Source organism: Paracidovorax wautersii, from assembly GCF_900113035.1.
GTDB classification, from domain to species: Bacteria; Pseudomonadota; Gammaproteobacteria; order Burkholderiales; family Burkholderiaceae_C; genus Paracidovorax; species Paracidovorax wautersii.
In genome coordinates, this window is the sequence record NZ_FONX01000006.1 from 259,367 (window position 1) to 282,850 (window position 23,484).

The window sequence follows — 23,484 nt, forward strand, 5'->3', positions numbered from 1 at the left end:
GATGGCGCGACGGAGTTAATTTAGCAAATGCGATTAATTGGCGCAATAGCAAGCGCTAAATTGAATCGCAAATCGAGGGCTAGATGAGGGTCTTCCCGTTGATCGTGAGTTGGATGATGCGGCGGTCGCCCGCATTGACGATGCAGGAGGCAGATGCTGGCGCCTCGAGTCCTGCCGCGTTGCGAAGCCGGGCGTAGGTGGTCTGCGCGCCCCAGGCGAAATAGAACTCGCTGCCGGTGCCCATGTTCTCGACGTAGGGCACCACTGCCGCGGATCGGTCAAGGGAAGCGCTCTTGATCTTCTCCTGGCAGAGTGCGAGCGCCTCGTAGTCTTTGAGTGGGCCTGTTTCGCGTGGGCTGCTGTTGCTCAAGCAGCTAAGGAGCAGGCTGCCTACCAGGGCGAAGCTCAAGATCCACGCCCAGGGTGGGGTGTCTTTCGTTCGGGTGTTGGGTGGTTTGTCGCGATGCAGGAAGCTGTGGCTGCAGGAGGGGCACGCCTGCGCGTCTGCGGCAACGGTGGTTTTGCAGGTGGGGCAAACGATGGGCTTCATGGCGGGGCCTTTGCTGCCGGTGTGCAGTCCGGGCCTCGTTTTTATACCCTTTTGCCGTTCCAGACCCAGAGGACGCGCCCCCGGATGCTCACCTCGTGGCCGCTTTCTGGGGAGAGTACGTCCACCGTCTTGTGTGTTGCGTTGTCGCTGCTGATCTCGAACTTGCCATCGAGGCGCATGCGGACGCGTTTGATGAATAGGCGGCCGTGCGCCTCGAGGACGTAGATTCCATCGATGTCGGCGCTGGTAATGCCTGTGTCCACCAGCAGCACGTCCCCGTTGTTGAATGTGGGGTGCATGCTGTCCCCGTAGCCGTGCAGGAAGCGCAGCGCCGTGGGCTTGGTGGGTTTGATGTGCTCGGCCACGAATTGGCTGTTCAGTGTCAGCGACCCTGAGATCGTGTCGTCTATCAGGTCGGTGCCTGGCCCCATGCTCGCGCTGTTGGAAAGCAGTGCAACCTCGATGGCGTGACCATGCTCGGTGGTGTCTTTGCGGCTGACTTGGTAGGAGGGGCGGACTTCTTCCACTGCGTGCCTGTCCATGTTCATTTCGTCCAAGTACCCATGGTGCAGGCCTAGCTTGTCCTCGATGTTCCGAGCCGCTTTTTCTCCCATGTTGCGATACCCAGTTCGCCATTGGGTGATCTGGCTCGGGCTGATGCCGGCGGCGTCGGCGAGATGTTTGTCTCGCCCGTCGTACCGGGTGTCGATCACGTGCTGGAGGTTCTGCATGCGGATTAGCATCTGCGAACCTTACTCACCGCTATTTCGCGGGCGCTATTGTTCGCGGGTTGCGCATTTGCTAAAGTTCGCTGATGAACCTCGGCGAATACTTTCGGCTCGGTGGGCGCTCTCGTGCAGATCTTGCTGCGTGTGTGGGCGTCTCGCCGTCGTACTTGTACCAGATGGAGAAGGGCATGCGGCCTGTTTCTCCTGCGCGGGCGTTGGCTATCGAGCGCGCCACTGAGGGCGCTGTCGGCCGGCCGGACCTCCGCCCGAAGGATTGGCGCGACATCTGGCCGGAGCTTGCTGAGCAGGGGGCCGTTGCCGGCGTCTCTAACGCGCTGGAGGTGGCCCATGGCTGAGCGCGAGGCGCCGGGCGTTGCGGCGCGCAGGCGGTCCGCTCTCAGGTCCAAGCCACTTCCGGCGGCGGTGTACCGCATCCGGGCTCGCCGGCTGCGGCGCACATCGACCGCATCGGCTTTCATGGTTCGCACGGTTCTGGATGGCTTGGGTTTTGCCGGTGCATTGGTTGCCTCTGCTGCGGGAAGGGCGACTGCGTCGGTCGAGCGTGAAAGGGCTCGGGCCTGGATTGACTTCGCGACTGGCAGGCGCGCCGGGATGGATGCTGCGCTCAGCCGTGCGGATCTCGCAGCTGGTCCCGGAGGGCCGCCGGAATCAGCTCCATGACGGCGTTCTTGTATTCGGCTATCTGGCTGTCTCTGACTGGAGAAGCTGTGAGGCTGGCGTCTCGCTGGCGGAATTGCTTTTCGAGCATTGCAGCGAAGACCTTGTTGTCTGCGTTTGCCTCCGCAAGTGCCCGAACGATGGTGTTCACTGCCGATGTGTTGGCTGCGAGCCACGCGATGTGGCGGTGCAACTCGTTCAGCTCTTCTCGTAGTTCTTCGTTCATGCCTGCCCCCTTTGGTGATTGCGATGGTGGTGTGAGAGCTCCCATCGTAGGCCGGAGCGGGGCGGGTATCCGGTCCCTGCGCTGGTCTAGACGTGTGCCCGCTCATGCCTGAACCAGTGCCTGCAGGCGGGCCAGCGCCGCCACCACGGATTGCGGAGCGCTGCCGGTCGCCAGCATGCGGTCGCGCGCGATGGTTAGCCAACGGTCGAAGGCTTCGATGTCGAGGCTGCTGCTCGCTTCCAAAACAAAGACTAGGTGCTGTAGGAGCAGCTCGCACGCGGCCACGCGGTCGTGTAGCGAGGCCTGCGGCTTTTTCGTTTCTGCCGCCTGCGGGCGGTGCGTTGAGGGGTGATGCGTCATGAATGTGACTGTCGGTGATCCGATGGAGTTGGGCCATGTCTTGGCGCTGCATGAGGTGGACACACCGGGCGGCGCCGATCTGCTGGAGGCGATCTACCAGACGGTGCACACGTTTCTGCCGGGCACGAAGGTGCTGGCGGATGCGCTGGGCATGTCGGTGGATGTGCTGCGCCAGAAGGCGAACCGGAATAACGGGCAGCACGTGTTCCACCCGCAGCAGCTGGTGGCGCTGCAGCGTGCGGCGGGCAATGCCGCGATCCTGCATTCGATGGCGCGGGCCCTGGGCTACACGGTGACGCGGGGCGCGCCGGATCAGTCGGGTGGTGACCCGGTGGAGGCGTTCATGCGCTTTCAGTTGGCGGTGTCCGAGGTGGTGCGCGCCGCGGCCGATGCGATGCTGGAGCCCGGGCACGTCACCACGAATCAGGTGCGCCGGGTGGACTATCAGGTGCAGGACCTGCATGCGAGCGGCGATGCGCTGCTGGCGGCAGTGCGGGGCCGGCTGCGGCCGGTGCCTGGGGGTGGGCAATGAAGCTGGGGGGCAATATCAAGGGCCTGGAGAAGGTGCAGAAGCAACTGGCCACGCTCACCGGCCAGCAGGCGCGGGAGGTGTATGCGAAGGCGCTGAATGACACGGCTTTCCAGCACGTTCGGCCCGCCATGCAGCAGGAGATGCGGACGGCCTTCGACCGGCCGACGCCGTTCATCCTGCGTTCTCCGCGGGTGTTTCCTGCAACGCCGGACAAGCTCGAGGCGAGCATTGCGCCAACCTACTGGAGTCAGCTGGGCACGAAGGGCGGAAAGCAGGGGGTGGACCCGCAGCAGGTGCTGCAGGCGCAGGAGGCCGGCGGCCGGCGGGCTGATAAGCGCAGTGAGTCTGCGTTGCGCCGCGCCGGTTATCTGCTGCCTGGCTTTCAGTCCTCGATTCCGGCGAACCCGTACCCAGGCAGCACGGATGCCTACGGCAATCTGCGCGGCGCGTTCCTGCAGCAGCTGCTCAGCTATCTGCAGGCGTTCACCGAGGGGCAGGGTTACAAGGCCAACATGAAGGCGGGCAGGCGGGCCAAGCTGGAGGATCGCACGACGTTTAGCCAGCTCTCCAACCGCCGCCAGGTCAAGGCGATTCGGGGGCGTGCTTACTTCGTGAGCCATGGGCGCTTGCGGGGGCAGCATCTGCCCGCGGGGGTGTGGGCGAAGTCTGGCGTTCATGGCGTGGACGTGCGCCCGGTGCTGCTGTTCGTGCGCACGCCGATGTATCAGCCGCGCCTGTCGATGCGCCGGGTGAGCACGTCTTCCGATGCGTCGGCCTACCTGTCGCGCCGGCTTCGCTTCCGCATTCGCCAGGCGGCGGGGGTGTAGTCGATGCACAGCTATATGCACCACATGGGCGACTTCAACACGGAGACGCTGCACCTGTCACGGCTGGAGCGTGACATCTACCGTGACATGCGTGACATGTATTACGCCAACGAGTGCGCGCTCGATGGTTCCGACATGGGCAAGCTGGCAAAGCGCCTGCGCTGCCGCACCGACGAAGAGGTGGCGGCCATGCAGTTCGTGCTCGAAGAGTTCTTCGAGCAGCAGGATGCCGGGCAGTTCTTCCATTACAAGATCGAAGCCGACTTGGCGGCGATGAAGGCGCTGCAGGTGGATCGGGGCACGGTGAAGAAGAACGAGAACGAGCGGCAAAGGCGCAGCAGGACTAGGCGGTCTGCTATGTTTTCTGCACTGAGTGCCAAGGGGGTGTTCATGGAAGGGCTGACCACGATGGCGGCTCTGTACCAGGCCTGCCGGGACCACGGCATCCCGATTCCTTCGGGCGATCCTGTCACGCGTGACAGCGTGACAGGTCACGGCGATGGCACGGGTAACCAAACCCATAACCCAATACCAATAAATCCCCCCAACCCCCCATCCGGGGGGGCGAGTGCAGGGTGTGACACGTCACGGCAGAAGGCAGAGGGGGCGGCAGTCCAGTCCGGCAAGGGAACGGACCCGATGGCGGTGGCCACGGCGCTGTGTGCCTACTTCCCGCCGCATCGGCGGACCCGGCTGGCCCACGTCGCCGGCAAGGTGGGGGAGTTGATGGCGGCGGGGTCCGTCACCAGCGCTGAGCTGCTGGCTGCGGCGTCGAGCCAGGCCGATCGGCTCGGGCTGGAGGGCGGGCGGTCCTGCCCGTCGGTGATCCGGTGGCTGCGGGATTCCCGTTGGCTGGACACGGTGGCAACCGCGGCCGATGGCGACACGGTGCCGGCGAACTGGCGGGCCACGCGCTCCGGCGTCGAGGCGATGGGCAAGCGGGTGGGTCTGCCGCCGTACGACGACAGCGGCTTCAGGCTGTTCGCCGACTACGAGGCCGAGGTCGAGCGCCGCCTGGCCGCCCAGGGAGTGCCGGCATGAGGGGCGTGTCGATGGTGGGGCCGGGGTGCCTCGATGTTGCGGAAAAACGACGAATTTCGGCCGTTTTTTGGTCTGTTGCGCAAAAGCAACGCCCGAACGGGTCCCTCCTGGCTCTTTCCGGCAAGGGTAATTCGAGCCCCGTTGCCGCGCTAGGTGCTGGATTTTTCAAACGGTTGACGGGGGTGGTTGACGGGGTGGCCGAGCGCTTTTGCCTGTCCGAAACGGAGGGCCGCGCGTATGTCTGAGCGCCTGACTCAAGCCGAACTTGGGCGCCAGCTGGGCGTTACGCGCCAAGCCATCCACAAGCTGCTCGAGGCCGGAAAGATCACGGCCGATGGGGATGGGCTTATCGACCTCGAGGCCGCCCGCGTTGCCATTGCGAACAACGTGCACCCCGGCAGCAAGACTGCCCAGGCCGTGACGGCTGGCAGCGCTGACGACGATCTGCCCGTGACGATTCCCGAGGCGGCCGAGCAGTTCGCCGGCGGCGGAAAGGGCCGAGGGAAGGGCGAGGGTATGCCGGCGAACTTTCTGATTGCCCGAACGATGCGCGAGATGGAAGAGGCGCGCATCGCTCGCCTCAAGCGCGAGGAAATGGAGGGGCTACTCATCCGCGTGACGGCCGTGGAGGCGGTGTGGGCGGCTTCTCTCGCCCAGGCGCGAGAGAAGCTGCTGCAGATCGCCGCGCGGCTTTCGCCCATGCTGGCGGCGGAAACCGACCCCCTGAAGGTGGACAACATGCTGCAGGACGAACTCAACCAGGCCCTGCAACTGCTGGCAGGGTGCGACGTGAAGCCCAAGCCTGCCGAGGGTTCGGTATGAGCGGCACGCATTTCAGCGCAGACGAGATGGACGACGTCCTGATGTCGCCGGATGAGCTGGCCCGCGCAGCCGTCCTGCTGGCGCGCATGAAGTCGCGGTTCTTCGCCCCGCCGCCGCGGGTCAACACGGCCGAATGGGCCGACGAATTCCGGCATGTGGCGAAGGGGCCCGAGCGCGGCCGGTGGCGCAACAGCCGCACGCCGTACCTGATCGAGCCGATGGTGTGTGCCTCGGCGCACAGCGCCTATGAGCGCGTCGCGCTGATGTTCGCCACCCAGCTCGGTAAGTCGGAGGTGCTCTACAACGCGCTCCTGCAGCGAATCCATACCGACCCGCAGGACATGATGATGGTCCAGCCCACCCTGCAGGACGGCCAGGACCATAGCTCGAAGCGCTTCTTGCCGACTGTGCTCCAGACGCCCATCCTCGACGGCCTGGTCACCACCCGCAAGTCGCGCGACGAGTCCAGCAGCTGGCGCTCGCGCAACATTCAAGGCGGGTTCTCCGTGTTCTTCGCCGGGGCCAACAGCGCAAGCTCTCTCGCCTCCAAGCCGCTCGGCTTCGCCGTGGCCGATGAAGTTGATCTGTGGCCTGTCGATGTGGACAACCAGGGCCCGCCGCTGGGCCTGCTCGAAGAGCGGATGAGCAACTTCTCGCGCCGCAAGCTGCTGATCGCCAGCACCCCTGGCATCAAGGGCCAGAGCGTTATCGAAGCCGAGTTCATGGCCAGCGATCGGCGGCGCTACTTCGTCCCGTGCCCGCACTGCGGCCACATGCAGCTGCTGCTGTGGGGCGAGGAGCACGATTGGGGCATCAAGTGCCTCAAGACGCTCACGGGCGAGCCGCGACCAGAAACGGCCGTGTACATCTGCTGCAACCCTGAATGCGGCGGCGCCATCGAAGAGCACAGCAAGACGGGGATGCTCGCAGACGGGCTCTGGCGTGCCGAGGTGCCAGGCGCCGGGCGTGGCAAGCGCGCAGGCTTCACGCTGAACAAGCTGTATTCGCCGCTGGGGTGGAAGTCCTGGGCCGCGCTGGTGGAAGAGCGCGAGAACGCCCTCGCAAAGCAGCGCCTGGGCGAAACCGGCCCTATCCGCAAGTTCACCAACGCCAGCATGGCGCAAACCTTCAAGATCGAAGGCGTGGGCACCAGCGCCGAGGCCTTGAGCAAGCGCGCCGAGGACTACCCGCTCGGCATCGTCCCGCGGGGCGGCCTCATGCTCACCATGGGCGTGGACACGCAGCCCGACCGCCTGGAGGCCCGCATCTGGGCCTTCGGCCGCGGAGAAGAAAGCTGGCTCATCCAGCGGCACATCATCTACGGCGACCCCAATCTGGACGAGAACACGCCCGGCTCGCCGTGGACCAAACTCACCGAGATCCGCCGCACCTTCGTACCCTTGCAGGGCGGCGGGCAAATGCAGATCGAAGCGACCGGCATCGACACCGGCGGGCACAACACCCACGCGGTTTACAACTACTGCCGCGAGCACGACCGCGAGGAAGTGCTGGCCATCAAGGGCTCCAGCGAGCACGGCCAGCCCGTGCTCGGCAAGCCCAAGGCGATGGATGTGAACTGGCGGGGCCGTGCGCTCTCCCACGGCGTGAAGCTGTGGTTCATCGGCACCGACACCGCCAAGGATCTGCTGTTCGGCCGCATGAAGAACCAGAAGGCCGGGCCCGGCTACATCCACGTGCCGAAGGCGCTGGTGGAAACCGACGAATTCGAGCAGATGACGAACCCGCGGCTCATGCCGAAGGGCCGCAACGGCAAGACCGTCATGGTCTGGGACTGCCCTGCTGGCAAGCGCGAAGAGGCCAGCGACTGCTACGTGTACGCCTACGCCATGGCCTGTTACCTGGGCGTCGAAACCTTCCGCGAGCCAAGCTGGAAAAAGCGCGAGGAACGCTACTGGCCGCGCACCCTGGACATGTTCAGCCAGCCTGACGCGCCGCAGCCAGCAGAAGGCGCCGCGCAAGAGGACGAGGTGCCGGCAGAAGTGCCTCTCATCGCTCAGCCAGTGCCCGCTGCGCCGAAGTCGAACGCCTCCCTTTTCAGTCCCATTTCATTCTAAAAAAATAGCGTGCCATCGATCATGCAACCTATTGAACCTGACCGTATCGACCCCATCGCCATCCTTCGCGAGGAGCTGATCGCCGCCGGAATAGCACATGGTGCTGATCGTTGCGAGGAGCTGGCCGAGAACGTGGTGCAGCGGTACGTGCGGCGCCTCGGCGGCATGCCCGTGTACGTGCGCAGCCAGCGTGCCAGGGACTCGGCCAAGGTGGCCGATGAGATCTACCAGAAGTTCAACGGAGTGAACACGAAAGCGCTCGCGAGGGAGTACGGAAAATCTGCGCGCACGGTGCAACGCATCATCCTTGCCCGGCGTGCTGCGGCCAATTCGCAGCGGTGAATGACGCGGTTTTGCACTCATTTTTATAGCGCTATATCCATGATTCATGCGGTTTTTGGGGGTGCGACATAATTTAGCGACACGTGTCGCATGGAAATGTCGCAGCTGTCCTGAGAACCTCAGGGAATGGGCACATACAGCCACCTCACCGACGACGAACTCACCGCGCTGCGCGCCAAACTGGTCGCATCGCTGACCGACCGCCTCACGGCGCCCACGGCGGCCTCCAGTTCGGGCCGCTCGGTCCAGTACCAGCAGCGCACCCAGGATCTCCGCGACGAGATCGCGGCGGTAAACGCTGAAATTGACGCCCGCTCCGGCCATTCGGCGGGCGGCCCCATCTATCTGGTGGGCTGATACGGGCATGGCACGTCCCAAACGTCATCGTCGCGGCGCGCTGGCCGCTGCTGAGGCCTCCGCAGCCAGCGGCGCCAGCATGTCGGCCTACCGAGGCGCGGCCAGTGGCCGCGATGACGTGTCCGTGATGACCTGGAACACGGGCAACGGCAGCGCAGATGCCGACCTGCTGCCCGATCTGGACGTTCTCACCTCTCGATCGCGCGACCTGGGCCGCAACAACGGCCTCATGGCCGGCGCGATGCAGACCAAGCGCGACAACATCGTCGGCGCGGTGCTGCGGCTCTCGGCCAAGCCCGAATACAAGCTGCTGGGCTGGACGCTCCAGCAGGCCCGCGAGTGGGGCAACATCACCGAAGCCAAGTTCCGCAGCTGGGCGGACACCACCGAGTGCGACGCAGGCCGCACCAGCACGCTCCTGTCCCTTACCCAGCAGGCACTCACCGGCGCCATGCTCAACGGCGATGCGCTCGCGCTGCCCTTGTGGCTGCCTCGCAAGGGCTCGCGCTGGGGCACTCGCATCCTCACGGTCGAATCTGACCGGCTCAGCACGCCGCCCTGGCTGGCCTCCAATCCGATGGTGCGCGCCGGTATCGAATTCGATGAATTCGGCGCGCCCGTTGCGTACCACGTGCAAAAGCACCACCCCGGCGACCTGAGCGGGAACTTTGCCGTGCATACCGGGGGCTTTCAGCAGTGGGATCGCATCCCGGCGTTCACTGCCTGGGGGCGGCGCCGGGTCATCCATCTGCATGACAAGGACCGAACCGGCCAATCGCGTGGAAGGCCGCTGGTGTCGGCCGTCATGCGCGATTTCAAGATGGCCGGCGACTACGCCAGCAACGAACTGCAGTCCAGCGTAGCCAATTCGCTGGTGGCCGCCTTCATCGAGTCGAACCTCAGCAACGACGCATCGGCCGCGCTCTTCGGCAAAGAGCCGCGCGAGGCCTGGAACACCTCGCTCGGCGAAATGCGCGGCAGCGTGCGGCAGCTCAAGGGCTCGGCCATGATTCCGCTGCCCGTGGGTGCCAAGGTCAGCGGCTTCACGCCAGGCCGGCCGAATCCCGCGTTCGAGGCCTTCATGCTGGCCGTCCTGCGGCACATCGCCGCGGGCATGAACATGTCCTATGAGCTGCTGCTCAAGGACTTCTCCAAGACCAACTACAGCAGCGCGCGGGCCACCCTGCTCGAGGTGTGGCGCTACTTCAACGGCCGCCGGCGCTGGCTCACCGATGTGTTCCTGCGCCCGGTGTACGAGCTGTGGCTCGAGGAAGCCGTCAACGCGGGCGAGATCGACGCCCCCGGCTTCTACGACAACCAGTACGCCTATTGCCGCGCGCGCTTCATCTTCGGCGGCCGTGGATGGGTGGACCCCGTGAAAGAGGCGCAGTCCGCCGCTATGCGCATCGCCGCAGGCATCTCCACGCTCGAGATCGAGTGCGCAGAGCAGGGCCTGGACTACGAGGAAGTGCTCGACCAGCTGGCCATCGAGGCCGCCATGCGGCGCGAGCGGGGCCTGGGTCCTGTCAGCGCCGCCCTCCTGACCCCCTCTAAAGACAAGCCTGAGCAGGACGACGGCGAAGCCGCGCCGCAGGGCGAGAAAGAAAGCGCAACCGTATGAGCATGAAGTTCCCCCGCCTCGCCGCGCGCATCTTCAACACGCCGCTGCTGATCCATCCGCAAAAGCTCGATGCGCTCATCGCTGGACTGGGTGGCCGGCTGCTCGGCGCCGAGCCCGCGCAGATCCGCCTGGTGGGCGCCGATCAGGGCACCTTGCTGGCGCCTGAATTGTTCTCGACCCGCCGCGGAGAACGCGCCGAACGTGGCTATCGGGTGGTGGATGGTGTGGCCGTCCTCTCCGTCAGCGGCGCGCTGGTCCACCGCTCGCGCATGGAGGGCGACAGCACCTGGCTCGTTGGCTACAACGACCTGGCCAGCGACCTCGAAGACGCCATGAACAACCCCGAAGTGCACGCGGTCCTGCAGGTGTACGACAGCGAGGGCGGCGAGGCGCAGGGCGCATTCGAGTACGGGCAGCGCGTGTTCGATCTGCGCGGGAAAAAGCCGCTGTGGTCCATTGCGGACGGCATGGCGCTCAGCGCGGGCTATTTGGGCTCCAGCGCTGCGGAGGTGCAGGCCGTCACCGCCACGGGCTATTGCGGCTCGGTCGGCGTCGTGGCGCGGCACGTCGATTTTTCCCGCGCACTCGACAGCGAGGGCATCACCGTCACCCACATCTTCGCTGGCGCGCACAAGGTGGACGGCAACCCCTACGAGCCGCTGCCCGAGGCCGTGCGCAAGGACTGGCAGGCCGACATCGACGGCCTGTACGGCATGTTCGTGGACGCCGTCGCCAAGCACCGCGCCACCACCACCGCCGTGGTCCGCGCCACCCAGGCCGCCACTTATAGCGGCCAGGCCGCCGTGGGCGCGGGCCTGGCCGACCGCGTGGCCACCACCGACCAGCTGATCGCCGAGCTCGCAGCCATGCGGCCTCGCACCCATTCCGTGGGCGCAGCAGCCCACTCAACCGCCGTGAAAGGAGCAAACATGTCCGGCACCAACCCCGGCGGTACGCAAGCCGCCGCCCCTTCTGCGCCTGCCAACCCGCAGCCCGCAGCCCACAACCCCGCAGCGCATTCCGCGGCCGATCTCGACGCCGCGCGCGCCGAGGGCGCCCGCGCCGAGCGCGAGCGCGCCTCTTCCATCCTGGGCCACGAAAGCGCCCGGGGGCGCGAAGCGCTGGCGCAGCAGTGCGTGAGCACCGGCCTGAGCCTGGATCAGTCCATCGCGATCCTGTCCGCCTCGCCCGTGGCCGCTGCGGCATCGGGCGGTGCGAACCCGTTCGCGCAGCACATGGCCGCCCTCGGCAATCCGGCCGTCAACGGCGTGGAAAAGCCCGGGCACGAAGCCAACGACGCCGCGGCCATCGCGTCGTCGTGGGATGCCGCCTTCGGCGTGCCGGCCCCCCGCCGCGCCTGATCGCCGCCCGTTCGCAACCCTTCCGCAAAGGACCATGCAATGACCGTCTTCACCGAAGGCCGCCACGCGGCCGAACACATCGCCAGCGAGGCCAATGGCACCCGTTCGCGCGAAGTCATCACCATCCTCGCCGGGCAAAAGCTCGAGGCCGGCACCGTGCTGGCCCGCATCGGCACGGGCGCCAACGCAGGCAAGTACACGGCCCTCAATCCTGCCTCGGCCGCAGACCCTGCCGACGGCACCAAGGTGGCCGCTGCCGTGCTCTTCGCCCCGGTGGACGCCACCACCGGCGACCGCCCGGGCGTCGTCAATGTGCGCGACACCGAGGTCAAGAAGCGCGCGCTGGGCTGGCCCCAGGGCGCCAATGCCAACCAGAAGGCCGCCGCGCTGGCGGAGCTGGCCGCCCTGGGCATCGTGGCCCGCTGACCCTCCCTCAACACCCGCAACTTCAGGAGCGCTTCATGGCTTCCATGGACATCTTCAACGGCTCGGCCTTCCGTGCCACCACGCTCACCACGGCCATCAACCGCCGTCCCTTCGTGCCCAGCTTCCTGGGCTCGCTGAACATCTTCACCCCCAAGCCGGTGCGCACCGTCACCGTGGCGTTGGAGCAAAAGAACGGCAAGCTCTCCCTCATCCAGACCAGCGAACGCGGTGCGCCGCTGGAGCAGGCTGATTCCGAGAAGCGCGACATTCGCGACTTCCGCACCGTGCGCGTGGCCAAGGGCGACACCCTGCACGCCTACGAGATCGAAAGCATCCGCGACTTCGGCACCGAATCCGAGCTGATGCAGGTGCAAAAGGAAGTCGCCGCCCGCCTGGCCCGCCTGGACGACGACCTGCAGCTGACGCACGAAAACATGATGCTCGGCGCCATCCAGGGCATCGTGCTGGACGCCGATGGCTCCGTCATCCGCAACTGGTACAACGAATTCGGCATCGCCCAGCCCGCAGAGATCGACTTCGAGCTGGACGATGCAGCCACCGACGTGCGCGGCAAGTGCCAGCAGGTCGTGCGCTCCATGCAGCGCGCCGCCAAGGGCTCCTGGCTCCCGGGCACGCAGGCGCAAGCCCTGGCCGGCGATGACTTCTACGACAAGCTGATCTCGCACCCCCATGTGCGCGACACCTACCTCAACCAGCAGGCCGCCGCCGAGCTGCGCGAGGGCCGTGCCTTCGAGTCGTTCCGCTTCGGTGGCATCACGTTCAACAACTACCGCGGCACCGACGACAACACCACCGTCGCCATCGCGCCGGACAAGGCCAAGTTCTACCCCGTGGGCGGGAAGGACGTCTTCGAGGTGGCGCAGAGCCCCGGCGAAACCTTCGACTTCGTCAACACGCCGGGCCAGCGCACCTACGCCATGCTGGTGCCCGACCGCGACCGCAATGCCTGGGTGAAGCCCGAGGTGTACAGCTACCCGCTCTACATCTGCACCACCCCCGGCATGCTGCAGCGCGCCAAGGCGTACTGATCGGCTGCGCGATGACGATCCTCGCCCCCTTCGCCGCCGTCGAAAGCATGGTGCTGCGCGACTCGCTGGCCCTGCTGGCCAATGCCGTGGTCTCCATCGCCGGTGCGCCGGAGGTGGGCGGCGAATTCGATGAGCCCGGCACGGTGGGCAGCGTCGGCGCGCTGGGCATGGCCGCCACCCGCCCCAGCGTGGTGGTCGCGGCCTCGGCCGTGCCTGCCAAGCCGGTGGGTCAGTCGATCCGCGTCAATGGCGTGGCTTACGTGATCGCCGAGGACGAGCCCGTCGGTGGTGGCGCCACCCGGCTGCTGCTGGAACTGGACCTGGGGGGTGCGCGATGACGGTTTCGGCATTCCTGGCCGTCGCGCGTGCCATCCAGGCGCTCATGCAGGAGGGCGCCACGCCCGTCTGCAGCGACACCTTCACCAACCGCGCCCGGGTGATCCCCAAACAGATGGACACGGCCATTGCCGTCATGCCCGATCGCGCAGCGCGCATGGGCGCCGATGGCGAGCCCGTGCCGGGCGTGTGGGACACCACCGTGCGCATGGAGTGCTACGCCCGCGCGGTGCAAGGCGTGGCGGTGGAAGACGCGGTGGACGCGCTGATGAACGCCGCCGTGCAGCGCCTGATGGCCGACCCCACGCTGGACGGCCTGGTGGGTGACTGCCAGGTCATTTCCCTGGCCTGGGACTTCGATGTGGACGGTGAGCAGACCGCATGCGTGACGGTGGCTCTGGGCATCGAGCACGCCACTGATGCCGGTTCCCTCAATTAACTGGAGATTTCAAAATGAGCAAGCCAATTTTCTGGAAGAACGTCAGCGTGCGCGTGCAGACCGCGCTGAGCGCTGCGGTGGCCATCGCATCGGTCACGCATGCAGCTGAAGGTGTGCTGACCTTTGCCGACAACGCCCCTGCCGGCCTGCAGGATGGCAGCTATGTGCTGCTCAACACGGTGGGCATGGACGAACTGAACGACCGTGTGATCCGGGTGAAGGGCCTGGATGCCGCGGCCAAGACCTTTACGCTCGAGCGCGAGAACACCACCGACTACGAGGAGCTGCTTTCCGGCTCCATCCAGGTGGTCACCTTCGGCGCGGCCTTCGCCTCGGTGCAGACCATTGCGGCGTCGGGCGGCGAGGTGGATTGGGGCGATGTCGGCACCATCCACGGCGGCCGCAAGAAGCGCGCGCCCGGCATGATCTCGAGCATGTCGCTGGCCATGACCAATCTCTTCAAGCCCGACGACCCGGGCTTCATCGAGTGCCAGAAGGCCACACGCTCGAGCCAGACCCGGGCGATTTTGCTGGGCTTCGGCAAGCAGGCCAAGATGGCCTTCAACGCCTATCCCGCGGCGCCCGGCATCCCGGGCGGCGACACCGTGGTGCAGACCACCGTCACGCTCGAGGCGCAGAGCGACCCGAGCCTCTACGCCTCGGCCTGACCGGCCGCCACCGTCAGCGCGCGGCACGCGGGGCGTTGGGCTCCGTGGTCCCTGTGGCATGTCCGGCCAGGCATGCCGCGCGCTCTTCCTTTGCCTGCCGGGCAGTTCAAGAGCCTTTTTCATGTCCATCAAATTCGTGATTTCCAAGCTGGTCACCTTCCGCGTGTCGGGCCAGATCAATGACGCCGAAGGCGTGCCCCAGCCCTTCGATTTCGCGCTGACCTGCGAGCGCTTGGCCCAGCCCGAGCTCGATGCGCTGCAAGCCGCGCGCAGCGACATGCCGCTGGCCGACTTCTTCGCGGGTCCGCGCCTCGACGCCCAGGGCCAGCCGGTGCTGGACGGTGTGGGTCAACCCGTGCCCTTCACCCACGGCTGGAAAGACGTGCAGGACGATGCGGGCGAGCCGCTGCCCTTCACGCAGGGCCGGCTGCGCGAGCTGCTCGCCATTCCGGGCATGGCGCTGTGCGCATTCTTTGCCTACCGCAACGAGTGCGGGGCGAAGCAAAAAAACTGAGGCAGGCCGTACGCAAGTTCATTGAGCTCAGCCATGCCGAAGCCCAAACCCAGCCATCGTCTGCCGAGCCCGCGTCGCCGCTTGCAGGCCTGCTCCTGCGCGTGCGCGATCTGTGCGAAGAAGCGGGCCCGGCCGACAGTGAAGTCCACCTCTGGCCAGACAACGTGGACGCGTGGGAGCACTGGCTGCAGGTGCAAACGCAGTGGCGCGTGGGCTTCGATGGGCGCCACGGGCTCGACTACGCCGGCGTGCGCGCCTATCTCGATGAACTGGGCCCGCCTGCAGGCCCTGAGCGTGCGAGCCTGTTCCAGAGCATTCGGGCCTGTGAGTGTGAGGCGCTTGAAGCGTGGGCCTGCATTCGGGACAAAGAACAGCGGCGGTGTGAGGGCTGAGGCATGACCCCTATCGGCATCGTTCTCACCCTCGATGGCGACCGTCAGGTGGAAGCCGGCGTTCGGCGCGTGACGGGCTCCATCGATCTGCTGGGCGGCTCGGTGGGCTCGCTGCGCAGCGCCCTGGGCGGCCTGACCGGGGCCTTCGCGGGCGTGGTCAGCGTCCGCGAGTTCCTCAAGGCAGCCGATGCCGTGACGATGCTGGAGAACCGGCTCAAGCTGGTTTCCGCATCTGTCGGGCAGGCAGCCTTCGCCTATGAAGCGCTCTATCAGATCGCGCAGCGGTCGCGCGTCAGCTTCACCGAGCTGGGTGGCACCTATGCCTCTGTGGCGGCGGCCACCGCCAATCTCGGTATCAGCCAGACCCGGCTGCTGACGGTGACCGAGGCCATTGCCAACGCAGTGACGATCAGCGGGTCTTCGGCGCAGGCGTCTCAGGCTGCGTTGATCCAGCTGGGGCAGGGGCTCGCATCGGGCACGCTGCGGGGCGAAGAGCTGAATAGCGTGATGGAGCAAACGCCCCGCCTCGCGCAGGCGCTGGCAGATGGTCTGGGCGTCAGCCGAGGCGAGTTGCGCAAGATGGGCGAGCAGGGCGCCATCACGGCCGAGAAGGTCATCAAGGCCCTTGAGTCGCAAGCAGCAGTTCTCAATGGCGAGGTGAAAGACGCCACGTTGACCGTTGGCCAGGCGATGACGCAACTCGGCAATGCTGCCGTTCGCACGGTGGGGGATCTGGATAAGGCTTCTGGGATTTCTGCAGCCTTTGCCTCTTCGCTCAGTGGTCTGGCCGCCGGTATCAACACGGTTGGCGAGGCTGCGCGCACTCACGAGGTTGCGGTCAAGGCCTTGGTGGGTGCGTTGGGCGGCGGGGCGGCAGTGGCTGGCGCTGTGGGCCTGGGCCTCGGCGTGGCGCGTATCGGCGCGGCGGTGGGTGCGCTGGGTGCGGTCCTCGCAGCGAATCCGTTGGTGCTGGCATTGCTGGGGCTCGGTGTGGCTGGTGGTGCTGCCGTCGGGGTGGCATCGGCTTACAACAAGTCGGCGGCGGGCATCCAGCAGGCCATCGACACCCTGCGGGCGCAGAACGAGCGTTCTGAGAGTGCGCTCGCCAGCGCGCTGGCTGGCGGCCGTGATGCTGGCGCCGAGAACATCCGCAAGGTGATGGAGGGGAGGCGGGCCAGCATCCTCAAGCTTGAGGCCGAGCTATCGGCGATGAATGCCGGCCCGCAGGGCACGGGGGGCGGTCGCGGCAGTTCCAACCCCACGACCGTGGGCTCGGCGATGCAGCAGGAGGCAGAGGCAGCGCGCGAGTTGATCGGCATCCGCCAGAAGCTCTATGGCGTGGACAAGGACTATCTGCCCACGCTCACCAAACTGCACGCGCAGTTTCAGGCGGGCAAGCTGTCGCTCGAGGACTATCGCGACTTGGTGGGGCGGCTCGCCAAGGCCAACTTCAAGGAAGACAAGGACGCCAAGGCTGGCGAGGCCGCCGCGCACCGCCTGGGCAAGGCCAACATGCGCTCCGATGTGTCGGAGCTGCAGCAGGACTACCGCAACACGGCCGAGGTCCTGCGCGACGGCGAGCGTCTTCTGGAGGCGGAGCGCCAGGCTCACACGATTGCCGATGCCGACTACTACATGCGCAAGCGCGCCTATATCAAGGCGTTGGCAGAGGCCGAGGCCGAGTCGCTCGAAGCACAAAACCGCGTCCTGAAGGGCCAGAAACTCAAGCCCGAAGAGCGGGTGGACGCTGATCGCAAGATCGCTGAGAACGCTGAGAAGGCAACGCGGATTCGCGCCAAGGCGGCCACGGATCTGGCGCTCTCCAACATGGAAGAGGCTGCATCCGTTCGGGCCCTGGCCAATGCCTACCAAGACGCGCGCGACGCGGCGGCGCAGCAGCTGCGCGCCTCGCGGGACCGCTACGACCGGGAACTGCAGGGCATGGGCCTCGGCAGCAACTGGCGCGACAGGAACGCGGCGCGCAATCAGATCGATGACAAGTACCAGGCCGAGCGTGACCGGCTGGCCGGCGACCTGCGCCGCAACCAGATCACGCGGGCGCAGTACGAAGAATTCCTTTCCATCGTCAACACCTCCAACGCGCAGGCGCTGGATTCCGATCGCAACTACTGGAGTCGCCGCGCAGAGCTGCAGGGCAGCTGGCAAGTGGGCGCCAGCGAGGCGCTGAACAGCTACCTCGACAACGCGCGCAACGTGGCCGGGCAGAGCGAAGCCATGTGGACCAAGGCCTTCAGCGGCATGGAGGATGCCGCCGTCAGCTTCGCCATGACCGGGAAGGCCAGCGTGTCCGACCTGGCCCGCTCTTTCATCGCCGACTTCATGCGCATGCAGATCCGTGCGCAGGCGTTGAGTCTCACCGCCGGCGGCGGTGGGGGTGGCTTTCTGGGGTCCACGGTGGGCGCGGCCATGGCGTGGCTGACTGGGCGCACCCCGGTGGGCGCTGCGGGAAATGCGGGCATGGGCGATTACAGCGCGGGCGGCCTGCGCGCAGCCTTCGGATTCGCCGCTGGTGGCTACACGGGCCCCGGCGGCAAGTATGAGCCGGCGGGCATCGTTCACAAGGACGAGTTCGTCATCAACTCGGAGAACACCCGGCGCCTGGGCGTTGGCTTTCTCAATCGCCTGAACTCGGGCTACTCGGCCGGCGGCCTGGTGGGTGGCGCGGGCGGCGGCTCGGGGATGCTGGCGGGGCTCAAGATCGAGCTCATCAACGAATCCGGCCAGCCGCTGCAAGCCAGGGGCGCCGAAATGGCCCGCGGCAACGATGGCGATGTCTTGCGCATCTTCCTGGCCAAGGCGGTCGAGGCGTCGGTGGCTGAGATGTCGTCTCAGGCTGCGGGGGCCAGCGGCCCGTTTCACCAGGCGCTCTTGCAGCGCAAGCAGATGGGGATGGCGTGATGGCGCAGCTTCCTTCCTACGTTCAGTTGCTCTATGCCGGCGCGGGCGAGAGCTTCGACCCTGCCGTCATCAAGTCCGAGATGGAGCGCGGCATGGCGAAGATGCGCCGCGCCAGCGCCAGGGTGGTGATGGAGCTGCCCTGCACGCTGTATTTCCCCACGCGCCGCGCGTCGCTCGACTTCGATGACTGGTATTTCAACGTCATCAAGCGCATCGGCATGTTCGACTTCCTGGACCCCCGCGCGCGCCAAGTCCGTACCGGCCGCTTCAAGGACGGCGCGCTCGGTGAGCTCAAGCCTCTCGCGGGGCGCTACGCGCGCTCCTCGCGCAGCGCCACGCTGGAGTACCTGCGATGACAGCCCTGCGCACGAATAGCCAGCGCGTCACCAACCCCGGTGGCTCGATGGAACTGCTGGAGATCGCCAATCCCGGGTTTTCGGAGCCCATGCGGATCTGCAACGACGTGGAGGATGTGGTCAGCCAGAACGTGCCATACATCGGTATCCCGTTCAGATTCACGCTGCCTGAGGATGTCAGCGGCGCCAATCCGCAGCTGCGCCTGCAGCTGGACAACGTGGGCCGGGGCATCACCGACGAGCTGGAGCGCCGCCAGCCCGGCAGCGTGACCATGGCCAAGCTGATCGTGGTGGACCGGACCGAGCCCGATGTGCACGCGCACGTGTACTACCTGCCGCTGACCAACGTCAGCGTGACGCCCACCGTCGCCACGGCCACGGCGAGCGCCGATTACTGGATGCGGCAGAGCGCCTGCAGGCAGATCGCCGACCCGCACCACCTGCCGGGGATTTTCTGATGTCGCGCACTTTCTCCGATGTCGGCCGGTTCGTCGGCCTGCCCTACGACGTGCGGCACAACGACTGCGCCGACCTGGTGCTGCTGGTGCAACGCGAGCTGTTCGGCGCCGTTCGCGCACTGCCGGCCAAGCGCCCGCGCCCACTGCAGCCCGAAGCGCAGGCCCTGGCCCTGGCCGCCGCCGCCGGCCAGCTGGCCCAGCGCACCGAGCTGCCGCAAGACGGCGATCTGGTGCTGATGTACGACGGCGCGCAGGCCCTGCCGGGGCATGCGGGAACGTGGTTCTTTCTCGACTTTGAGCCATGGGTGCTGCACTGCTCCAACGCCTTGGGCGAGAGCCGTTTGCACCGCATGCGCGACCTGCCAGGCCTGGGCCTGCGGGTGGAAGGGGTGTATCGATGGATCTGAACGTGCAAGAGCTGGGCGCCGTGGCGCTGGTGGGGGGTGTAGCCGCTGAGGTGCTGCCGCAGGCCGGGCGGCTGGTGGTCACCCCCCACCCGGTGACGGTGGACGGCCAGACCAACGTGCCCGTGGACCTGCAGCCCGGCGAGAGCCTGGCCGCCTTCCTGGCTCGCCACGTGCCCGGCATTGAGTCGGGCGCCTGGGTGGTCAGCATTGGCGGCTGCAGCGTGCCGCAGGCCCTGTGGGCGCGCACGTATCCGAAGCACGGGCAGCTGATCGCCGCTCGCTGCGTGGTGCGCCGCCAGGTGCTCTCGTTGGTCGCCATTGCGGCGCTGACGTACTTTTCCGGCGGCATCGCGGCCAGCCTCTACGGCGCAGCGGGCGGCACGTTCGTGGCGGCATCTGCCGGCCTGGCGCTCTCTGCAATCCAGGCGGGCGTGGTGCTGGTGGGCTCGATGCTCATCAACAAGGTGCTGGCGCCCAAGGTGCCGGACGCCGCCACGGCCGCCGCACAAAAGCAGGTCTATAGCCTGACGAGCCAGCGCAACACCGCCCGCCCGTATGAGCCCATGCCGGTGCTGCTGGGCGTGATGCGCGTCACGCCCGACCTGGCCGCGCAGCCCTATGCGTGGTACGAGGGCGATGACCAGTACCTGGGCGTGCGGCTGCTGGGCGGGGTCAACGTGCATGCCGTGAGCGACATCGCCATCGGCGATACGCCCATCGGCAACTTCGCCGACGCGGCGGTGTACCTCAACGGCTTTCCCGGCATGGCGAGCGTGCCTGTGCCGCTGCACGGCAATGTGGACGCTGTGGCTGGCGCAGCGCTGCCGTGGGATGGGGGCTCGCAATGGGTCACGCGCACCAGCTCGGCGGGCGTCATCGCCCTGCAGGTGGACATCGAGGGGCGGCTGTACGACAGCGACCCGGGCAGCGGCACGGGCCTGGGCCCCAATGCCACCACCATCACGCTGGAGTACCGCGCCGTGGGTGCCGCCGGCTGGACGGCTTGGCGCGCGGAGGCCATCAGCAACAACACCACCGACACGCTGCGCTACACGTGGCAGCTCGACGTGCCGCTGGGCCGCTACGAAGTCCGCGCGCGCGTGGACCGCCCGACCTGGGCCGATCCCGGCGACGTGTGCGAATTCGCCTGGGCGCAGCTCAAGAGCATCCAGCCCGATACGACCGATTACAGCCAGTGGGGATGCATCGGCATCCGCATCCGCGCATCCGGCCAGCTCTCCGGCGGCCTGGACACCGTGCGCGCCACGTACACCCCGCGCCCGCTGCCCGTGTGGACGCCCGGCGGCTGGATCAACGCCACGACGATGGAGCAGGGCGCCTGCAACCCCGGCGCCCTGGTGTTGCAGGTGCTGCGCGGCATCCGTGCGCCCAATGGCACGCTGCAATTCGGCCTGGGCCTGGCTGATGACCAGATCGACATCGATGGTCTCAAGGCCTTCATGCTGCACTGCACGGCGCGCGGCTACACGTACAGCAAATGGATCACCAGCGCCATGAGCATCGGCGCGGTGCTGGAAGAGATCGCCCTGGCCGGCATGGGCCAGTACATGTGGATCGACGGCTCGCGCCCGACGGTGCAGTGGGTCGCCAGCGGCCAGCCGACTGGCGGCGTGGTCAACATGGCCAACATCCGCAAGGGCTCTTTTTCGGTGGCCTACAACCTCGCGCAAGCGGCGGACGGGATCGAATACAGCTACCTGGACCGGAGCACCTGGGAGACCACCACGCTGCGCGTCTCGGCGCCCGGCGTGGTGTCGCCGCTCAACCCGGCGCGCATCACCGGCGAGGGCATCACGATGGCCGCGCACGCGGCCGTGATGGCGCGCTACCACCTGGCGCAGAGCCTCTACCAGTACAAGACCATTGCCTTCGGCGCGGACATCGAGCACCTCGACTACCGCCGCCTGTCGGTGTTGTCGATCTCGCACGATATGACGCAGTGGGGCTTCGGCGGCCGGGTGATCGATGCCGACATAGTTGTCGGCAAGGTCGTGCTCACGCTCGATGAGCCCGTGCCCGCACTGGCTACGCCCTTCATCGGCCTGCGTATCCCGGGCGAGCGCGATTACCGCGTGTTCCGTGTAGCCGCGTTCGACGGCGTGGACGGCTTGGCGGACACGCTCACGCTGGTGGAGCCCTGGCCGAACGGCGTGGCGCTGCCCGGTGCGGCCGAAGACAACCCCGCGCATGACACCCTCTGGTGCTACGACTTCAAGCCGACGCCCGGCTTGCGCGTGCGCGTCGTGTCGATGCGGCCGCAGCAGGATCTGGAGGGCGCCGATGTCGCGGTGGTGCAGGAATCCGAAGAGTTCTGGGACTACGTTTACAACGGCAATTACGTGCCCGCGCCCGGCAATTCGTCGTTGCCGCAGCTCGCGCGCCCCAAGGTCCGCCGCCTGCAGGTGACCGAGCAGACCAACCTGCAGGGTGATACCGAATGGTACGAACTGCGCCTTTCGTGGGACGTGGAAGGCGCTGCCGACCACTGCCAGGTGTGGGCGGCCCTCGACGGCCAGCAGCTGCGCCTGGTCGATGCGCAGGCCACGGGCAACCGCAGCGTCATCCGCATCGACGCCGCCGGCGAGTGGCTCATCGAAGTGCGCCCGTTCGACGCATCCGGCCGCCTGGGCGAGCTGGCCTACACCACCTACGGCACGGCCGCTGTTGACCTGCCCCCGCGCAACGTGGACACGTTCGCCGTCACCCAGGTGGCGGGCGAGCTGCGCCGGTTTGTCTGGGCCTACGCCAACGGCCAGCGGCCCGGCAACCTGGCGGGCGTGCAGATCCGGTACACGGCCGGGGAGCGGGCCTTGTCGGTCGCCGATTGGGATGCTCTCACGCCCATCCTGGGCGCGGGCGACATCTACAGCGGCGAGCTGGAAACCACGCGGCCGGATGCTGGCCGGTGGACGTTCGCGGTGCGTGCGATCAACACCGCCGGCCGCCTGGCCAACGGTGTGCGCACGTACACGATCACGCTGCAGGCGCCGCTGGCCAGCATCACGGACGGCCTCGATGACTTGACCAAAGGCCTGGACGACACGCTGGGCCTCATCACCGGCGGCCAGCCCGTGGCGCAGATGCCCAAGCTGCCTGCGCCGCTGGTGCCGCTGGTGCTGGGGCAGGGTGCGCAGATCACGACGCACACAACGCTGCTGGCGGCGCAGGGGGCCAACATCAACGACGCAGCCGAGCAGCTGCTGCAGAGCGTGCTGGCGTTTGGCGACCTGCAGCAGCGCATGAGCGATGCCGGCATCGTCGTGGACCCGGCCACGGGCACCGTGCGCATCTACGGGGTCGAGGCCAACGCGGAAAAGGTCAGCGCGCTGCAGATCCTGATCGATGGCATCAAGGGCCAGCTGCAGCTCAAGGCCACCACGCAATACGTGGACGCCAAGATCGCGCAGGCGGTGCTCGGAGTGGCGGATCTGGCCCTCTTCGAGGGGATGGATGCCCGCATCCACGTGGTCGAGGTGGATCTCGACAGCGTCAAAGGCGAAATCAAGCTGCTGGCCAGCAGCGCCAGCGTGCAGGGCCTGGCCGGGCGCGTGGGCACGGCCGAGCAGCGGCTGGATGCGCAAGCCGGCCAGATCCTGGCGCGCGTGACCACGGCGCAATTCGAGGCTGCGCAGGGCGCTGTCAATGGGCGCCTGGCCACGGCCGAGCAGCAGCTGGAAGCGCTGGGCGATGCGGCCTCGATCCGCCAGTCCATCGTGGTGGCCTCGCAGAACAGCAAGGCCATCGCGGGCGTGGGCGAAATCCTGCTGCGGAACCTTCTCGCCGACTGGAAGGCTGACAACCGCCAGCGGGCGGAGGCTGCGAGCGCGACCAGCGACCTGCGCGTGCGCATGGACGAGGGCCTGCTGGCCGAAGCCACCAGCCGGCAGCAGCTGGCGGCCGCGCTGCGCGATGCGGATGCGGTGCTGTCGGCCGATGTGAAAAAGGAGGCAACGGCACGAGCGACGAAAGACGAGGCGCT

26 protein-coding genes are annotated in these 23,484 nt (G+C 67.0%); 22 read left to right on the plus strand and 4 right to left on the minus strand.

Features of this window, described 5'->3' with window-relative positions; all coding sequences use genetic code 11:
- Positions 1–79: 79 nt before the first annotated feature.
- Together BM070_RS24215 and BM070_RS11885 are read right to left on the minus strand one after the other, a co-directional pair.
- Positions 80–550 (minus strand): hypothetical protein, encoded by a 471-nt coding sequence (locus tag BM070_RS24215; protein WP_139222816.1) that lies wholly within the window; start codon positions 548–550, stop codon positions 80–82.
- A gap of 41 nt (positions 551–591) precedes the next feature.
- Positions 592–1,281, minus strand: coding sequence for a LexA family transcriptional regulator (locus tag BM070_RS11885; RefSeq protein WP_175518478.1), 690 nt, complete (start codon positions 1,279–1,281; stop codon positions 592–594).
- A gap of 83 nt (positions 1,282–1,364) precedes the next feature.
- Between BM070_RS11885 and BM070_RS11890 the strand changes: the two genes are divergently transcribed.
- Positions 1,365–1,634, plus strand: coding sequence for a transcriptional regulator (locus tag BM070_RS11890; RefSeq protein ID WP_092939621.1), 270 nt, complete (start codon positions 1,365–1,367; stop codon positions 1,632–1,634).
- 269 nt (positions 1,635–1,903) lie between these two features.
- On the opposite strand, the gene BM070_RS11895 is transcribed toward BM070_RS11890, so the two are convergent.
- Positions 1,904–2,182, minus strand: coding sequence for a hypothetical protein (locus tag BM070_RS11895; RefSeq protein WP_092939622.1), 279 nt, complete (start codon positions 2,180–2,182; stop codon positions 1,904–1,906).
- A 102-nt stretch (positions 2,183–2,284) separates the two neighbouring features.
- Positions 2,285–2,542 (minus strand): hypothetical protein, encoded by a 258-nt coding sequence (locus BM070_RS24220; RefSeq protein WP_139222817.1) that lies wholly within the window; start codon positions 2,540–2,542, stop codon positions 2,285–2,287.
- On the opposite strand from BM070_RS24220, the gene BM070_RS11900 reads away from it, so the two are divergent.
- The 21 genes from BM070_RS11900 to BM070_RS11995 form a co-directional block, all read left to right on the plus strand.
- On the plus strand, positions 2,541–3,074 hold the full coding sequence (locus BM070_RS11900; protein ID WP_139222818.1) for a phage regulatory CII family protein: 534 nt from the start codon (positions 2,541–2,543) through the stop codon (positions 3,072–3,074). The genes BM070_RS24220 and BM070_RS11900 overlap by 2 nt on opposite strands.
- Entirely contained in the window at positions 3,071–3,901 is an 831-nt protein-coding gene (locus BM070_RS11905) for a hypothetical protein (protein ID WP_092939624.1), read from the plus strand. The genes BM070_RS11900 and BM070_RS11905 overlap by 4 nt, the downstream gene beginning before the upstream one ends.
- A gap of 24 nt (positions 3,902–3,925) precedes the next feature.
- Complete coding sequence (locus BM070_RS11910) at positions 3,926–4,942, plus strand: YdaU family protein (protein WP_245785192.1); 1,017 nt, start codon at positions 3,926–3,928, stop codon at positions 4,940–4,942.
- A 237-nt stretch (positions 4,943–5,179) separates the two neighbouring features.
- The gene (locus tag BM070_RS11915) at positions 5,180–5,764 is read left to right on the plus strand and encodes a hypothetical protein (protein WP_092939626.1); all 585 of its coding nucleotides are present in this window, start codon (positions 5,180–5,182) and stop codon (positions 5,762–5,764) included.
- Positions 5,761–7,839, plus strand: coding sequence for a phage terminase large subunit family protein (locus BM070_RS11920; protein ID WP_092939627.1), 2,079 nt, complete (start codon positions 5,761–5,763; stop codon positions 7,837–7,839). Before BM070_RS11915 ends, BM070_RS11920 begins: the two co-directional genes overlap by 4 nt.
- A 21-nt stretch (positions 7,840–7,860) precedes the next feature.
- On the plus strand, positions 7,861–8,181 hold the full coding sequence (locus BM070_RS11925) for a Mor transcription activator family protein (RefSeq protein ID WP_092939628.1): 321 nt from the start codon (positions 7,861–7,863) through the stop codon (positions 8,179–8,181).
- A 126-nt stretch (positions 8,182–8,307) separates the two neighbouring features.
- On the plus strand, positions 8,308–8,538 hold the full coding sequence (locus BM070_RS11930; protein WP_092939629.1) for a hypothetical protein: 231 nt from the start codon (positions 8,308–8,310) through the stop codon (positions 8,536–8,538).
- A 7-nt stretch (positions 8,539–8,545) separates the two neighbouring features.
- On the plus strand, positions 8,546–10,159 hold the full coding sequence (locus BM070_RS11935; protein WP_092939630.1) for a phage portal protein: 1,614 nt from the start codon (positions 8,546–8,548) through the stop codon (positions 10,157–10,159).
- Complete coding sequence (locus BM070_RS11940; RefSeq protein WP_092939631.1) at positions 10,156–11,520, plus strand: S49 family peptidase; 1,365 nt, start codon at positions 10,156–10,158, stop codon at positions 11,518–11,520. Before BM070_RS11935 ends, BM070_RS11940 begins: the two co-directional genes overlap by 4 nt.
- Before the next feature lie 39 nt (positions 11,521–11,559).
- Positions 11,560–11,946, plus strand: coding sequence for a head decoration protein (locus BM070_RS11945; protein ID WP_092939632.1), 387 nt, complete (start codon positions 11,560–11,562; stop codon positions 11,944–11,946).
- A 35-nt stretch (positions 11,947–11,981) separates the two neighbouring features.
- The gene (locus tag BM070_RS11950; protein WP_092939633.1) at positions 11,982–12,995 is read left to right on the plus strand and encodes a major capsid protein; all 1,014 of its coding nucleotides are present in this window, start codon (positions 11,982–11,984) and stop codon (positions 12,993–12,995) included.
- An 11-nt stretch (positions 12,996–13,006) separates the two neighbouring features.
- Complete coding sequence (locus BM070_RS11955) at positions 13,007–13,333, plus strand: head-tail joining protein (RefSeq protein ID WP_092939634.1); 327 nt, start codon at positions 13,007–13,009, stop codon at positions 13,331–13,333.
- Positions 13,330–13,770, plus strand: coding sequence for a hypothetical protein (locus tag BM070_RS11960; protein ID WP_092939635.1), 441 nt, complete (start codon positions 13,330–13,332; stop codon positions 13,768–13,770). The genes BM070_RS11955 and BM070_RS11960 overlap by 4 nt, the downstream gene beginning before the upstream one ends.
- A gap of 14 nt (positions 13,771–13,784) precedes the next feature.
- The gene (locus BM070_RS11965; RefSeq protein ID WP_092939636.1) at positions 13,785–14,438 is read left to right on the plus strand and encodes a phage tail tube protein; all 654 of its coding nucleotides are present in this window, start codon (positions 13,785–13,787) and stop codon (positions 14,436–14,438) included.
- 121 nt (positions 14,439–14,559) lie between these two features.
- Positions 14,560–14,952: a hypothetical protein gene (locus BM070_RS24780; protein WP_175518479.1), complete on the plus strand. Its 393-nt coding sequence runs from the start codon at positions 14,560–14,562 to the stop codon at positions 14,950–14,952.
- A complete protein-coding gene (locus BM070_RS24785; RefSeq protein ID WP_175518480.1) occupies positions 14,928–15,344 on the plus strand; it encodes a DUF1799 domain-containing protein in 417 nt (138 codons plus the stop codon). Before BM070_RS24780 ends, BM070_RS24785 begins: the two co-directional genes overlap by 25 nt.
- Before the next feature lie 3 nt (positions 15,345–15,347).
- Positions 15,348–18,263: a phage tail tape measure protein gene (locus tag BM070_RS25270; RefSeq protein WP_092939638.1), complete on the plus strand. Its 2,916-nt coding sequence runs from the start codon at positions 15,348–15,350 to the stop codon at positions 18,261–18,263.
- Positions 18,263–18,619 carry a hypothetical protein gene (locus tag BM070_RS11980; RefSeq protein ID WP_245785193.1) on the plus strand — a complete coding sequence of 119 codons (357 nt, stop codon included), beginning with the start codon at positions 18,263–18,265 and terminating at the stop codon, positions 18,617–18,619. Before BM070_RS25270 ends, BM070_RS11980 begins: the two co-directional genes overlap by 1 nt.
- Positions 18,616–19,077 carry a DUF1833 family protein gene (locus tag BM070_RS11985; protein WP_092939639.1) on the plus strand — a complete coding sequence of 154 codons (462 nt, stop codon included), beginning with the start codon at positions 18,616–18,618 and terminating at the stop codon, positions 19,075–19,077. Before BM070_RS11980 ends, BM070_RS11985 begins: the two co-directional genes overlap by 4 nt.
- A complete protein-coding gene (locus tag BM070_RS11990) occupies positions 19,077–19,484 on the plus strand; it encodes a hypothetical protein (protein WP_092939640.1) in 408 nt (135 codons plus the stop codon). The genes BM070_RS11985 and BM070_RS11990 overlap by 1 nt, the downstream gene beginning before the upstream one ends.
- The coding region (locus BM070_RS11995; RefSeq protein WP_245785194.1) for a host specificity factor TipJ family phage tail protein at positions 19,475–23,484 on the plus strand (4,010 nt) is incomplete at its 3' end. The genes BM070_RS11990 and BM070_RS11995, both read left to right, overlap by 10 nt.

What these genes read in the sequence shown, in the direction of transcription:
- BM070_RS11940 (WP_092939631.1), top strand. Translation starts at nt 10,156, where the DNA reads ATGAGCATGAAGTTCCCCCGCCTCGCCGCGCGCATCTTCAACACGCCG.
- BM070_RS11905 (WP_092939624.1), top strand. Translation starts at nt 3,071, where the DNA reads ATGAAGCTGGGGGGCAATATCAAGGGCCTGGAGAAGGTGCAGAAGCAA.
- BM070_RS25270 (WP_092939638.1), top strand. Translation starts at nt 15,348, where the DNA reads ATGACCCCTATCGGCATCGTTCTCACCCTCGATGGCGACCGTCAGGTG.
- BM070_RS11910 (WP_245785192.1), top strand. Translation starts at nt 3,926, where the DNA reads ATGGGCGACTTCAACACGGAGACGCTGCACCTGTCACGGCTGGAGCGT.
- BM070_RS11965 (WP_092939636.1), top strand. Translation starts at nt 13,785, where the DNA reads ATGAGCAAGCCAATTTTCTGGAAGAACGTCAGCGTGCGCGTGCAGACC.
- BM070_RS11990 (WP_092939640.1), top strand. Translation starts at nt 19,077, where the DNA reads ATGTCGCGCACTTTCTCCGATGTCGGCCGGTTCGTCGGCCTGCCCTAC.
- BM070_RS11890 (WP_092939621.1), top strand. Translation starts at nt 1,365, where the DNA reads ATGAACCTCGGCGAATACTTTCGGCTCGGTGGGCGCTCTCGTGCAGAT.
- BM070_RS11980 (WP_245785193.1), top strand. Translation starts at nt 18,263, where the DNA reads ATGGCGCAGCTTCCTTCCTACGTTCAGTTGCTCTATGCCGGCGCGGGC.
- BM070_RS24780 (WP_175518479.1), top strand. Translation starts at nt 14,560, where the DNA reads ATGTCCATCAAATTCGTGATTTCCAAGCTGGTCACCTTCCGCGTGTCG.
- BM070_RS11950 (WP_092939633.1), top strand. Translation starts at nt 11,982, where the DNA reads ATGGCTTCCATGGACATCTTCAACGGCTCGGCCTTCCGTGCCACCACG.
- BM070_RS11985 (WP_092939639.1), top strand. Translation starts at nt 18,616, where the DNA reads ATGACAGCCCTGCGCACGAATAGCCAGCGCGTCACCAACCCCGGTGGC.
- BM070_RS11945 (WP_092939632.1), top strand. Translation starts at nt 11,560, where the DNA reads ATGACCGTCTTCACCGAAGGCCGCCACGCGGCCGAACACATCGCCAGC.
- BM070_RS24215 (WP_139222816.1), bottom strand. Translation starts at nt 550, where the DNA reads ATGAAGCCCATCGTTTGCCCCACCTGCAAAACCACCGTTGCCGCAGAC.
- BM070_RS11900 (WP_139222818.1), top strand. Translation starts at nt 2,541, where the DNA reads ATGAATGTGACTGTCGGTGATCCGATGGAGTTGGGCCATGTCTTGGCG.
- BM070_RS11960 (WP_092939635.1), top strand. Translation starts at nt 13,330, where the DNA reads ATGACGGTTTCGGCATTCCTGGCCGTCGCGCGTGCCATCCAGGCGCTC.
- BM070_RS11895 (WP_092939622.1), bottom strand. Translation starts at nt 2,182, where the DNA reads ATGAACGAAGAACTACGAGAAGAGCTGAACGAGTTGCACCGCCACATC.
- BM070_RS11925 (WP_092939628.1), top strand. Translation starts at nt 7,861, where the DNA reads ATGCAACCTATTGAACCTGACCGTATCGACCCCATCGCCATCCTTCGC.
- BM070_RS11930 (WP_092939629.1), top strand. Translation starts at nt 8,308, where the DNA reads ATGGGCACATACAGCCACCTCACCGACGACGAACTCACCGCGCTGCGC.
- BM070_RS11915 (WP_092939626.1), top strand. Translation starts at nt 5,180, where the DNA reads ATGTCTGAGCGCCTGACTCAAGCCGAACTTGGGCGCCAGCTGGGCGTT.
- BM070_RS11885 (WP_175518478.1), bottom strand. Translation starts at nt 1,281, where the DNA reads ATGCAGAACCTCCAGCACGTGATCGACACCCGGTACGACGGGCGAGAC.
- BM070_RS11955 (WP_092939634.1), top strand. Translation starts at nt 13,007, where the DNA reads ATGACGATCCTCGCCCCCTTCGCCGCCGTCGAAAGCATGGTGCTGCGC.
- BM070_RS24220 (WP_139222817.1), bottom strand. Translation starts at nt 2,542, where the DNA reads ATGACGCATCACCCCTCAACGCACCGCCCGCAGGCGGCAGAAACGAAA.
- BM070_RS11935 (WP_092939630.1), top strand. Translation starts at nt 8,546, where the DNA reads ATGGCACGTCCCAAACGTCATCGTCGCGGCGCGCTGGCCGCTGCTGAG.
- BM070_RS11920 (WP_092939627.1), top strand. Translation starts at nt 5,761, where the DNA reads ATGAGCGGCACGCATTTCAGCGCAGACGAGATGGACGACGTCCTGATG.